We start from the raw sequence: 11,314 nt of genomic DNA on the forward strand, positions 1-11,314 counted from the left end.
GGATCGTACCGAGTGGGCGTTTGGCAGACAGCAGTTGAATGTGATGATGCTGGGGGTGGTGTACCAGGGGTTGACCCTGCCCCTGGTGTGGAGGGTGCTGGATAAGGACGGTCATAGCCATACCGACGAACGCAAAGCCTTGATGAAACAACTCCTGCGGGTGCTTCCGGCGGAGCAAATCCAGTGCCTGGTGGCGGATCGGGAGTTTATCGGTCAGCGGTGGTGGCGATGGCTCAAACGAAGGCAGGTCAGGTTCTGCATCCGCATCAAGGAGAATGCCCGCTATACCCAGGATCGCACAGGTACGGTCAAACACCTCTTTGCCCATCTCCCCCTGGGCCAGTATGAGCAAGCAAGGAAGACCTACACCATCTATGGCAATAAAGTGCAACTGGTGGGGATGCGGCTCAAGGAGGAGTGGCTGATTCTAGCCACCAACGCCGACCCTTCCCAGGCTCTGGCGGCCTACAAACAGCGCTGGGGTATCGAATGCCTTTTTGCGGCCATGAAGAGCCGGGGCTTCAACCTTGAGGATACCCACCTGACCCACCCTGAGCGTATCGAGAAGCTGATAGCGCTGATCAGTCTGGCGCTGGTCTGGTGTGTGCTGATTGGTGAATGGCTGGCCGAGCAAAAAGAACTCAAAATCAAGAAGCACGGTCGTAAGCCGATCAGCCTTTTCCGCAGGGGCCTGGACTTCTTACGCCAGATCCTGTTCTTCCTGCCAGCTAAAAGACACGACCTGGACAACTGTTTCAGGCTTTTGTCGTGTACCTAGCGCCATGTGCATCTTTTTCATATGAGAAAGCCCCCGGTCTTACTGATAACGCATTATCAGTATTATTTCAAACCCGTCAACCTCTCGCTTCGGTGGGTGCTCAGCCGATTAGGGTCGTCAGGGCCCCAATTTGGGCTAGAGCGCTCTTCGCACATCTACAAGCATCTGGGGTTAGGAATACTACGTCCAGAACAATCAACGACTACCTGAATGGGCGGCCAAGTTCGTGAAAAGTGCGGTGATTCGCTTACAGATAAAGGGGTTCTTGTTGATAATCTATTATCATTTATTATAAGCGAGATGCCGGTTCTTACGCTCCTGCTCATTTTCCTTTTTTCGACGGCCTGGGCACAGTCGCTGACTGTGGCCGCTACCACTCCTATCCTGGCCGACCTGGTGCGCGAGGTCGGGGGAAGCCGCCTGGAAGTGTTCTCCGTGGTGCCCAGGGGGGCCGACCCCCACAGTTTTGAGCCAAGGCCCTCGACCATCAGGGAATTAGCACGAGCCCGTCTTCTTTTTGCTAATGGGCTTTCCCTCGAGACTTTCCTTCACAGGCTGGAAGCTGGCCTTCCCCGGGGGGCCCAGGTGGTGCTCCTCAGCGATGGAGCTCCAAACCTGATCTGCATCAGCGAGGCCGAGCGAAAAGCCGAGCTCCAGCAAGGGCTGGATGTCCACCGGCATGGTCTGTGCGACCCGCACCTGTGGCTGGAGCCCACCTACGCCCGACTCTACGCCCAACGAATCCAGGAGGCCCTCAGCGCCCTCGACCCCGCCGGGCGCAGGCATTACGCCAACCAACTGTCCGACTTCCTACGAAGGCTCGAGGTCGTCAGCAATGAGACCAAGGCATGCCTGGCTAGCATTCCTCCTGCCGCACGCCGCCTGGTGGTGCAGCACGATGCCTTCCGCTACGCCGCCCGCTACTTCAGCTTTGAGGTAGTGGGCAGCCTGGCGCATTTCAGCGGCCAGCAGCGGGGGCCCAGAGCCCTCAGCGAGCTGGCCCAGCGGATGCAGCGGGAAGGGGTGCGGGTGGTGGCCGTCGAACCCCAGTTTGCCCAGCGGGAGGCCCAGAGCCTGGCCGAGGCCACGGGTGCGAAGGTTATTACCCTGTTATCCGATACCTTGACCCTCGAGACCCCCACCTACCTTGCTCTCCTACGCCACAACGGACAGACCCTTTGCAAAGCCTTTTCTCCATGAGGGGGTTGATTCATTGCTGATAATGAGTTATCAATATCTAAATGGAGGTTATGGATGCACATAATCTGGCTTCTCCTGGCGCTTTTAGTCTCAAACTCTGAAGCCCTTGGCAACGAGGGAAAGCACCCCGGGCGGCTGGTGGTGGCCGATGGCAAGACTGGGTTACTCCAGGTTCTAGACCTGGAAAAAGGCGAGCTAGTGGGGCGGTTTACCTCACCAGGCCCGGCCAATGTGTACTCTGCGCCAGGGGGGCAGTACGCCTTCGCCATTCATCGGGAGCAGAATCGGGTAACTATCGTCTATGGCGGTCTGGGTCTTGAGGATCATGGTGATCACAAAGACCTGACGCTGCAAACCCCCTACATCTGGGCTACGGTCAATACCGGCCCCAAGCCGACCCATTTCAAAAGCCATGGCAATCAGATAGTGATCTATAACGATGGAGACGGCACCATGGCGGTATTCGACGCCCGCAAGTTGGGGCTGGTGCCCGACTTTCGGGAAATTGCCACCGGTGCGCCCGACCATGGAGCTCCGGTAGCGTTAGAACGCGCGGTGCTAGCCGGGAGTCTGAACCGTGGGGTTGTGGAGGTATTCACCCTTGGAGGTCGTAAGATAACCGAGTTCGCGGGCTGCCCAAGGCTGCACGGCCAGGCCGTACTGGGGGGCACCATAGCCTACGGTTGCAGCGACGGCGTGCTTTTGGTAGAGCAACAGGGCAGTGGTTTCATCGCGCGCAAGCTGCCTAACCCCACAGGCACCCCGGAGCGGGTACGGGTGGGCACCCTGATAGCTCACTCGATGTACCCCTTTTTCATCGGCAACTTTGGCCAGGGTCTGGCACGCATTGATTCCTCCATCAGGCCGATGCCTCTACCGGCCGCCCCGGTACGCTTTCAGTTCGACCGTAACGGCCTCCTGGTGGTGCTTACCGCCGACGGCAGCCTGCATACCCTCGAGGCCTCCACAGGAAAAGTGCTGGCCAGCCTTAAGGTTTCGGAGCCGATTACCGCCAGCGGGGAGGGAGCAGTGCGACCGGGCCTGACCACCGGGGATGGGGTGGCTTTCGTGACCCTCCCCGACAAAGGCGAGGTATTGGAGGTGGATCTGGGTCGCCTGCAGATCAAGCGCCGCTTCAACGTGGGCGGAAACCCGGCCAGCGTAGCGTGGCTCTGGGTGGATGGCGTGAGGCACTGAGTTTTTCTGTAGCACAACTGTGGCCGCTCAGACAGGCGGCCTTATCTTAGATGTGGCCTCGAATTCGTTCAGAACATCATCCAATCGAAAGGTAGACAGATGAATCGGGTTGACGCTCTGATCGTAGGGGCCGGGGCAGCCGGAGTCGGGGTGGGCCTGGCCCTGAAACGTCTGGGCGTAAACATCCACATTGTTGACCGCTTAGGCGTTGGGGCCTCCTTCCGGCGGTGGCCCCAGGAGACCCGGTTCATCACCCCCAGCTTCACCGCCAACGCCTTTGGCCTCGCCGATCTGAACGCCCTGAACCCAGAAACCTCCCCTGCCTACTCTTTGGGCCTGGAGCACCCGAGCGGTCTGGACTATGCTCGCTACCTCAGGGCCCTGGTTCAGCACTACCAGCTTCCTTTCAGCAAGGCCACCGTAAGGGGCGTGCAGCCTCTGGCCGAGGGTTTTCGGGTAGAGACCAGCCAGGGCCCCCTCGAGGCCCGATTTCTCATCTGGGCTACGGGCGAGTTCCAGTTTCCCCAGACCTCCGTTCCAGGTGCGAGCCTGGGGCTGCACTACGGCAGGGTCAAGAGCTGGGCAGCCCTGGAGGGCAACCGGTTTGTGGTGGTAGGAGGCTATGAGTCCGGTCTGGATGCCGCCTATCACCTGGCCATGCTGGGGAAACAGGTAACCGTACTGGACCCCCAGGCCCCCTGGGAAAAGCGGACCGGAGAGCCCAGTGTGGATACCTCCCCCTTCACCCGTGAGCGGCTTCACCTTGCCCTTGAGACAGGGCGGCTCGAGCTTCGCATAGCCCGGGTATCCCACCTGAGCCGGGTCAACGGGGCGTACCGGGTGCACTTTCGGGGGGGCGGGCTCGAATCCCCCACACCGCCCATCCTGGCTACCGGATTTGACGGGGGATGGGCCCCGGTGCAGCACCTTTTCGAATGGGAGGGTACGACTCCTCTGCTGCGGGAAGAGACCGACGAGTCCACCCGCACCCCAGGGCTTTTTCTGGTAGGCCCTAAGGTGCGCCACCGCGGTACCGCCTTCTGTTTCATCTACAAGTTCCGGGGCCGGTTTCCGGTGGTGGCCCAAGCCATCGGCGAGCGGCTCGGCCTGGATACCGGCCCGCTGGAGGTTTACCGCCAGAAGGGAATCTGGGCCGATGACCTGCTTAGTTGCTGCAGTTCAACCTGCACCTGCTAGTGGGACATATGTCCTTTTTGGGGTCGGTATGTTTCAATGTAGGAAGAATAATGGCTTTCCACTGGCCCTCCAAGCAGGTTCTAACCCAGGCTCTCTCGGTTTTCTTGAGCCTGACCCTGCTCGTGGTCTCCCTCGAGCTGGGTTTGCGCGGGGCCTTGATGTATGACACCTTTGGCCTGCTGGATCAGGACAGCCTGGCCCGCTTCAACGTATCGGGCAGTAATGTCTGCACTACCGAACCCTCTGAAAAAGAAAAGTTGCCGGAACCGCATGCAGAACACGGCCCCCTTTGCTTTTTGCAGCTTCTCCAGGTAGAGGCCCTCGAGCCCGCCGAGACCCATTTCGCAAACCTTCGCTTTCTACGGCAGATACAGATCACCTCTGCTTTCGTTCGGGATGCCTTCATCAAAAGCGTCGCGGCTCGAGGGCCTCCGGCTGGCTAATTGTCCTTGCATACGTCGGTATCAGGCATTAAGCGCTTTGGTATAAAACTGGAGGTTTTGCATGACCTCGGACAAATCCGTGGGTTCGGGTATTTCTGAACCCACCCCCAACAGGCTCTATCTGGCCGTCTGGCGCTGGCACTTCTACGCGGGGATTTACGTGCTTCCCTTCATGGTGATGCTGGCCCTCACCGGGCTGGTGATTCTCTTCGCGCCGCAGATTGAAGACGTCCAGTACCGCCAAATGATGTTTGTCAGCAGCCAGGGGCAGATGCAACCCCACACTGCACAACTCGAGGCGGTGCGCCGCGCCTACCCAGAGGCCACCTTGCAGCGTTTTCGACCCACAAACGCCCCCAACCGCTCTGCGCAGGTGGCACTCGAACAAAACGGACGGGAGCTCACGGTTTTCGTGAACCCTTACACCCTGGCCGTGCTGGGCGAGGTAGACAATGCCAGTCGCTGGGAGAACATCGCAACCAGCATCCACGGAACCCTGCTCCTGCAAAAGGAGGTCAGCCTGCCCTGGGTGGGGAAGGTTAACTTAGGCGATCTTCTGATCGAGATCGCCGCCAGCCTGATGGTGTTACTGGTGGTTACCGGGCTCTACTTGTGGTGGCCCCGCGACCGCCGCGGCGTGTATGGAACCCTTATCCCACGCTTTAGCGTCCGCGGGCGCACCTTCTGGAAAGACCTGCACAGCGTGCCGATGTTCTGGGTCTCCGGAGCTGTGCTCTTCTTCGCCCTGAGCGGTCTGGCCTGGACCGGCATCTGGGGCGACCGCTATGTGCAGGCCTGGAACACCTTCCCTGAGCAGATGTGGAACGATGTGCCCAAAAGCACCCAGAACCTGGAAAGCCTTAACCGTAGCGGTGAGAAGCTGGTGCCCTGGAACCTCGAGAACAGCAAGCTGCCGGTTTCAGGTTCTATGGCCGGTAAGGATGGCATTCCCGCCGGAACCCCGGTCAACCTCGACACCGTCATTCAGTACGTGCGGGATAACGGGGTGAACTACGGCTTCTGGGTGGCCTTGCCGCAGGGCAAGGAAGGGGTCTGGACGGTCTCGGCCTCCTCGATGAGCCGCGACGTGACCGACGCCCGCAAGGATCGCACCCTGCACATAGATCAGTACAGCGGCAAGGTGCTGGCCGATATCGGCTGGGCCCAGTACGGTCTAGGAGCCAAGGCCATGGCCGCCGGCATTGCCCTGCACATGGGTACCTACGGCTGGTGGAGCCAGGCCCTGAACGCCGTGTTCTGCCTGCTCATCCTACTTGCCAGTGCAGCCGCCGTGGCCATGTGGTGGATCCGCCGACCGGCAGGGGTCTTTCGCCTGGCCGCACCCCCCATGCCCAAAAACCTGCCCCTCTGGAAAGCTGCGGTGGCGATCATCCTGGTCATGGTGGTGCTCTTCCCGGCGGCTGGCGCGACCCTGCTTTTGGTCTTGCTGCTCGACTTCCTCATCGTCCAGCGCATCCCAGCTATTCGCCGTGCCCTCGGCTAGGACTTAACCCCATGAGACGAGTTTTTTGGACTGCCGTGCTGGGCCTGGGGTTAGCCCTCGAGCCGACCCTGGCTCAGCACCAACATGGCGACAAGCCCGCTCCACCCGAGACCCGCACGGCTACGGGCATCAACCTGGGGGTTCAAAACGGCTGGGTTCGGCTCAGCCCGCCGACCCTCAAAGACACCACTGCCTACATGACCCTCACCAACCCCACCGTTTGGGATTTGCGACTTGTGGGCGGCTCTACCCCGGTCGCGGAGATGGTCATGCTGATGAGTGATTACAAAGAGGTAAGGGGCGGCCAGACCGTTCAGGGTATGCGTGCAGTGAAGTTCCTCACCCTGCCCCAAAAGGGTAGGCTCGAGCTCATCCCCGGCGGCCAGCACCTGATGCTGATGGGATTGAAACGAGCCCTACGAGAAGGTGATCGCATACCCATCCGGCTACTGTTTGAAGGCAACCTCGAGGCCCGCATCGAGCTTCGGGTCGAGCGGCGATAGAACGGGAGGAACCAGTGTATCCCGTAAAACGCTGTACAGGCTGCCGGCGTCAGGTCATCACGCCGACCGAACGGAAGATTCTGGTGTTGGTAGCGCAGGGTTCAACCAACGTGCGGATCGCCCAGACGCTTGGCCTCTCTCCCAATACCGTCAGTAGCCATCGCAGCAGGGTGATGCGCAAGCTTGGGCTTCGCACCCCGGGTGAACTGAGGCAATTTGCCCAGGGGTACCTGAGAACACAAGGAATCGAACATGCTTAAAACTCCCCACCGGTGGGATTACCCCAGTACCATCCGGTACTTTGAGCAAAAGCCGCCCGACCACCGCATGGTAGCCCGCCTGGGGAGCCTAACCCAGGCCCGGGTACTCGACCTAGGCTGCGCTGCCGGGCGCAATACCGTGTGGCTGGCCGAGCGGGGCCTCGAGGTCTATGCGCTGGACAGCGCCGAGGCCATGGTAGCCCATACCCGGGAGCACCTGCGCCCCTACCTGGCGCAGCCCGAACAGCGGGTACTGCTGGGCCGGATGGACAGCCTGAAGCCCTTCCCTTGCTGTTTTTTTGATTTCGTCCTGGCCTTTGGGGTGCTGCACTTTGCCCAAAGCCTGGCCGAGTGGGAGGCGGCTGTTCGCGAGATAACCCGTGTCCTGAGACCGGGGGGAGAGCTGCTCCTGAGCCACCACAGCCCCCGCTCCAACCTGGACGGAGTGCCACTGGAAGGCACTTCTGAACCCCACGTCTACCGACGGGCCTCGGGCCGCCAGATGGTGCTGCTCGAGGCCCATGTCCTGGATCAGAGACTGGCCGAGTGGGGCTTTGCCCCGGTCGCACCCACCGATGAAACCATTACCCCTACCGAGCGCGGCTGGCGCGTAACCGTGCGGGGGCACTACCGACTGGAGGTAAATCCATGAGACACCTGTCACGACTGATCTTCGGCCTGCTGCTCTTTTTGGGGATGGGCAAAGCCCAGCAGCTGGTGCTGGCCATCCCTGCCGACGAAGGCTTCCTGACGCCCTTTACCTACGTTACCGGCTACCCCGGCTACAACCTGCTCTCGCTGGTCTACGACACCCTGATGCTGCCCGACCTGAACGGGGTGCCCCGGCCCTGGCTGGCCGAGCAGGTCAGCAGCACCAACGGCGGGCGCGAGTGGACAATCCGCCTTAAGGACGCCCGCTGGCACGACGGCAAACCTGTTACTGCCGCGGACGTGCAGTTCTCCTACGAGTACTATCGGCGTTATCCGGTGGTGAGCCGCTTCACTACCGCCGTGCGCAACATCAGCCAGATTCGCATTCTCGACAACCGCACCGTGCAGATCAGCCTGCCCCGGCCGGAGGCCACCTTTGAGCTTTCTACGCTGGCCGACGTGCCCATCCTGCCCAAGCATATCTGGGAAAACGTCACCGATCCCAAGGCCCACCGAGACCCCACCGGCAGCGGCCCCTTCAAACTGGTGGAGGTGCGCAGCGGCCAGTCGTACCGCCTGGAGGCCAACCCCGAGTACTTTGGTGGGAAGGTCGCGCCCCAGAGCCTGGTGGTTGTGATTATCCGCGAGGCCGCCGCTACCTTCCAGGCCCTGCAGGCCGGGCAGATTGCGGCCAGTTCGCGCGAACTGCTGCCGGAGTTAATCCCCCAGTTCAGCAACAACCCCAACTTTCGCCTGCTCCGGGGCGCCCTGTTCACCAGCAACTTGCTGCAGTTCAATACCACCCAGCCGCCCTTCGACCAGGTGGCTTTCCGGCAAGTAATCGCTGGGCTCGTAGACCCCAAAGTTATTGTGGAGACCGTTCTGTTGGGCCAGGCCACCATAGGCAGCCCTGGCTTCTTACACCCCCAGTCCGCCCTTTATAACCCAGATGTGGGCGGCTATACAAAGCTAACCGTATCCGAGGCGGAGCGACGCCTCGAGCAGTTAGGCTTCAGGCGAGGCCCAGACGGTGTACGGGTCGGCAAGGATGGTCGGCGACTCGAGTTTGACCTTCTCGCCCCGGCCAACAATCCCTTACGGCTCAGAGCCGCCGAACTGATCGCCCAGCAGGCACGCCCGGCAGGCATCGTTTTCCAGGTGCGGGCCCTCGAGCCCAACACCCTGACTGACCGGGTCTGGCCCGAGTTTGACGTCTCCAAAGGGCGCAACTATGCCCTGGCGATGTTCGGCTGGTCGGCTCCGGTGATGACCCAGGCCAACCTGCGCGGTCTGTTCCATTCCAAGCCCAGCCTGGGCAACCTGAACATCGGGGCCTACCGCAATCCTACCGTGGATAGTCTGACCGAGCGCCTCACCACCACGGTAGACCCCAACGAGCGAAGGACTTTGGCAGCCAGGGTGCAGTCGCTGGTCGCCCGTGACCTGCCCTTCCTGACGCTGTGGTATCCCGATGCCACCTATGCGGTGCGGGCCGGGGTATACGACGGCTGGAAGTTCCAGCGCGGCCAGGGCATCCTGAACAAGTTCTCGTTTTTGCCCTAGATGCTCCGGCGCAGCCTGCCCCACCTGCTGGTGCTTTTTATGGCCCTGAGCCTCAACTTCTTCTTGCCCAGGGCCATGCCCGGCTCTCCGCTTCCTTACCTGGTGGGCGAGGAGGCCGCCCGGCTGAGCCCCGAGGAACGGGCCAGGGTGCTCGCCCAGTACGGGCTGGATAAGCCGCTGCCGGAGCAGTTTGGCCTCTATCTCGGGCGGTTGGCGCAGGGCGATCTGGGCAGGAGTCTGCAAAGCCGGGAGCCGGTGCTGAAGCTGATTCTGGAGCGTCTGCCCTGGACGCTGCTGCTCTCCGGCAGCGCACTGGTGCTGGCCTCCGCACTGGGCCTCCTGCTGGGGGTTCTGTCGGCCTGGTATCGGGGCAGCCTGTTAGACCGGTTCAGCTTCGCTGGAGCCGTTTTCCTGGACGCCATGCCGAGCTTCTGGCCGGGGATGGTGCTGATTGCGCTGTTCGCGGTTCAGTGGCCGCTATTTCCTGTATTTGGCGCCTACACCGCCTGGGCCAACCTGCAGGGCCTTGCGTTATGGGTGGACGTGCTGCGGCACCTGGCCCTACCGGCCCTGACCCTCACCCTGACCAGCCTTGCCGGGCTTTACCTGGTCTGCCGGTACGCCATGCTGGAGACCCTCGGCAAGGACTACATCCGCACGGCCCGGGCCAAGGGGCTGCGCGAGGTTCAGGTCATCTTCAAGCACGCTCTGCGCAACGCCGCCCTGCCGGTCTTTACCCTGTTCATGCTTAACCTGGGCAGCCTGGTAGGTGGGGCGGTGGTGGTGGAGACGGTGTTTTCGTACCCCGGCCTAGTGGTCTGTTAACCAATATTCCAGCATAATAAGGCCATGAAACAAGCCAGTACCAGCAGGGTACACCTGAGCGCCGAGGAGCGTGAGCACCTGGAGCAGATGGTCAAGAAGATGGCGTGCGGGGCACGGAAGTACAAACGGGCCAGAACCCTGCTGCTGCTGGATCGAAGCCAGGGGGAACAACGTAGTGGAAGGGAAGTGGCTGAGCTGGTGGATTTGCGGCCCGGTACCGTGAGCCAGATCGCCCGGCGCTACGTGGCGGGGGGCGTGAGGGAGGCGATGGAAGAGAGACCGCGCCCCGGTCGGAGGCCGAAGATCACCGGGGAGGTAGAAGCGCGGCTGATCGCCCTGGCATGTGAAACGGTGGAGGAGGGCAGCGGTCAAAAAGGGCAGGCCCGGTGGACGCTGCGGCTGCTGGCGGACAAGCTGGTGGAGCTGGGGCTGGTGGACTCGATCAGCCATGTGGCGGTGATGAAACGGCTCAAAAAAATCAGCTCAAACCCTGGCAGGTCCAGAGCTGGTGCATCCCACCGCAGGCCAGCGCACCCTTCGTAGCCAGGATGGAGGATGTGCTGGAGGTCTACGCTAGATCCTATGACCCTGAGTACCCCCAGATCTGCCTGGATGAGAAGCGCAAGGAACTGCGTGACACCCCCCAGGGCCAACTACCTCCGGCACCGAACCAGCCTCGACGGGAGGACTACGAGTACACCCGCCAGGGTAGCGCCAGCATCCTCTTGTGGAACGAACCCCTGACCGGCAGGTGTGGCCTGCGGGTAGAGGAGACTGCCGATAGCCTGAGCTTTGCCAACCTCATCCAAGAGATCGTGGACCTGCACTACCCCCAGGCCCGCAAGGTTGTCCTGGTAACCGACAACGCCTCCTACCACACTCCTGCGGCCCTCTACAAAGCCTTCCCTCCCCAAGAAGCCTTCCGGTTGGCGCAAAAGATCGAGTGGCACTACACCCCGGCGCATGGCTCGTGGTTGAACATGGCCGAGATCGAGCTCTCGGTGCTTGAGCGCCAGTGTCTGGACCGTCGCATTCCCGACCTGGCTACCCTGCAAGCCGAGGCTCAGGCTTGGGCCCAGCGTAGGAACCAGCAAAAGGTCGTTATCCAGTGGCGGTTCACCACCGCCGACGCGCGCATCAAGCTGGCCCACCTGTACCCCAAACGGAGTGGCGATGATTAACTTACCAGAGCA

General features: G+C 61.4%; 13 protein-coding genes. All 13 read left to right on the forward strand.

Annotated features, from left to right (window positions below; all coding sequences use genetic code 11):
• On the forward strand, nt 1-778 hold a 778-nt coding region (locus tag J3L12_RS16115; RefSeq protein WP_208016073.1), incomplete at its 5' end, for an IS4 family transposase.
• A 300-nt stretch (nt 779-1,078) separates the two neighbouring features.
• Entirely contained in the window at nt 1,079-1,978 is a 900-nt protein-coding gene (locus J3L12_RS16120; RefSeq protein WP_208016074.1) for a metal ABC transporter substrate-binding protein, read from the forward strand.
• Nucleotides 1,979-2,032: 54 nt separating this feature from the next.
• Entirely contained in the window at nt 2,033-3,175 is a 1,143-nt protein-coding gene (locus tag J3L12_RS16125; RefSeq protein WP_208016075.1) for a hypothetical protein, read from the forward strand.
• A gap of 99 nt (nt 3,176-3,274) precedes the next feature.
• On the forward strand, nt 3,275-4,372 hold the full coding sequence (locus J3L12_RS16130) for an NAD(P)/FAD-dependent oxidoreductase (protein ID WP_208016076.1): 1,098 nt from the start codon (nt 3,275-3,277) through the stop codon (nt 4,370-4,372).
• Nucleotides 4,373-4,422: 50 nt separating this feature from the next.
• On the forward strand, nt 4,423-4,815 hold the full coding sequence (locus J3L12_RS16135; protein ID WP_208016077.1) for a hypothetical protein: 393 nt from the start codon (nt 4,423-4,425) through the stop codon (nt 4,813-4,815).
• A 61-nt stretch (nt 4,816-4,876) separates the two neighbouring features.
• Complete coding sequence (locus J3L12_RS16140; RefSeq protein WP_208016078.1) at nt 4,877-6,319, forward strand: PepSY domain-containing protein; 1,443 nt, start codon at nt 4,877-4,879, stop codon at nt 6,317-6,319.
• A gap of 11 nt (nt 6,320-6,330) precedes the next feature.
• On the forward strand, nt 6,331-6,822 hold the full coding sequence (locus J3L12_RS16145) for a copper chaperone PCu(A)C (RefSeq protein ID WP_208016079.1): 492 nt from the start codon (nt 6,331-6,333) through the stop codon (nt 6,820-6,822).
• A gap of 14 nt (nt 6,823-6,836) precedes the next feature.
• A complete protein-coding gene (locus J3L12_RS16150) occupies nt 6,837-7,082 on the forward strand; it encodes a helix-turn-helix transcriptional regulator (protein ID WP_347708934.1) in 246 nt (81 codons plus the stop codon).
• Entirely contained in the window at nt 7,075-7,734 is a 660-nt protein-coding gene (locus J3L12_RS16155; RefSeq protein WP_208016080.1) for a class I SAM-dependent methyltransferase, read from the forward strand. The genes J3L12_RS16150 and J3L12_RS16155 overlap by 8 nt, the downstream gene beginning before the upstream one ends.
• A complete protein-coding gene (locus J3L12_RS16160) occupies nt 7,731-9,296 on the forward strand; it encodes an ABC transporter substrate-binding protein (RefSeq protein ID WP_208016081.1) in 1,566 nt (521 codons plus the stop codon). Before J3L12_RS16155 ends, J3L12_RS16160 begins: the two co-directional genes overlap by 4 nt.
• Nucleotides 9,297-10,121 carry an ABC transporter permease gene (locus J3L12_RS16165; protein ID WP_208016082.1) on the forward strand — a complete coding sequence of 275 codons (825 nt, stop codon included), beginning with the start codon at nt 9,297-9,299 and terminating at the stop codon, nt 10,119-10,121. It abuts the gene before it with no gap.
• A 24-nt stretch (nt 10,122-10,145) separates the two neighbouring features.
• The gene (locus J3L12_RS16170; protein ID WP_208016083.1) at nt 10,146-10,664 is read left to right on the forward strand and encodes a helix-turn-helix domain-containing protein; all 519 of its coding nucleotides are present in this window, start codon (nt 10,146-10,148) and stop codon (nt 10,662-10,664) included.
• Nucleotides 10,634-11,302, forward strand: coding sequence for an IS630 family transposase (locus J3L12_RS16175; RefSeq protein WP_347708935.1), 669 nt, complete (start codon nt 10,634-10,636; stop codon nt 11,300-11,302). The genes J3L12_RS16170 and J3L12_RS16175 overlap by 31 nt, the downstream gene beginning before the upstream one ends.
• Nucleotides 11,303-11,314 lie beyond the last annotated feature (12 nt).

Source organism: Meiothermus sp. CFH 77666 (genome assembly GCF_017497985.1).
GTDB lineage: Bacteria > Deinococcota > Deinococci > Deinococcales > Thermaceae > Meiothermus.

What these genes read in the sequence shown, in the direction of transcription:
- J3L12_RS16155 (WP_208016080.1), top strand. Translation starts at nt 7,075, where the DNA reads ATGCTTAAAACTCCCCACCGGTGGGATTACCCCAGTACCATCCGGTAC.
- J3L12_RS16120 (WP_208016074.1), top strand. Translation starts at nt 1,079, where the DNA reads ATGCCGGTTCTTACGCTCCTGCTCATTTTCCTTTTTTCGACGGCCTGG.
- J3L12_RS16160 (WP_208016081.1), top strand. Translation starts at nt 7,731, where the DNA reads ATGAGACACCTGTCACGACTGATCTTCGGCCTGCTGCTCTTTTTGGGG.
- J3L12_RS16165 (WP_208016082.1), top strand. Translation starts at nt 9,297, where the DNA reads ATGCTCCGGCGCAGCCTGCCCCACCTGCTGGTGCTTTTTATGGCCCTG.
- J3L12_RS16135 (WP_208016077.1), top strand. Translation starts at nt 4,423, where the DNA reads ATGGCTTTCCACTGGCCCTCCAAGCAGGTTCTAACCCAGGCTCTCTCG.
- J3L12_RS16125 (WP_208016075.1), top strand. Translation starts at nt 2,033, where the DNA reads ATGCACATAATCTGGCTTCTCCTGGCGCTTTTAGTCTCAAACTCTGAA.
- J3L12_RS16145 (WP_208016079.1), top strand. Translation starts at nt 6,331, where the DNA reads ATGAGACGAGTTTTTTGGACTGCCGTGCTGGGCCTGGGGTTAGCCCTC.
- J3L12_RS16130 (WP_208016076.1), top strand. Translation starts at nt 3,275, where the DNA reads ATGAATCGGGTTGACGCTCTGATCGTAGGGGCCGGGGCAGCCGGAGTC.
- J3L12_RS16170 (WP_208016083.1), top strand. Translation starts at nt 10,146, where the DNA reads ATGAAACAAGCCAGTACCAGCAGGGTACACCTGAGCGCCGAGGAGCGT.
- J3L12_RS16140 (WP_208016078.1), top strand. Translation starts at nt 4,877, where the DNA reads ATGACCTCGGACAAATCCGTGGGTTCGGGTATTTCTGAACCCACCCCC.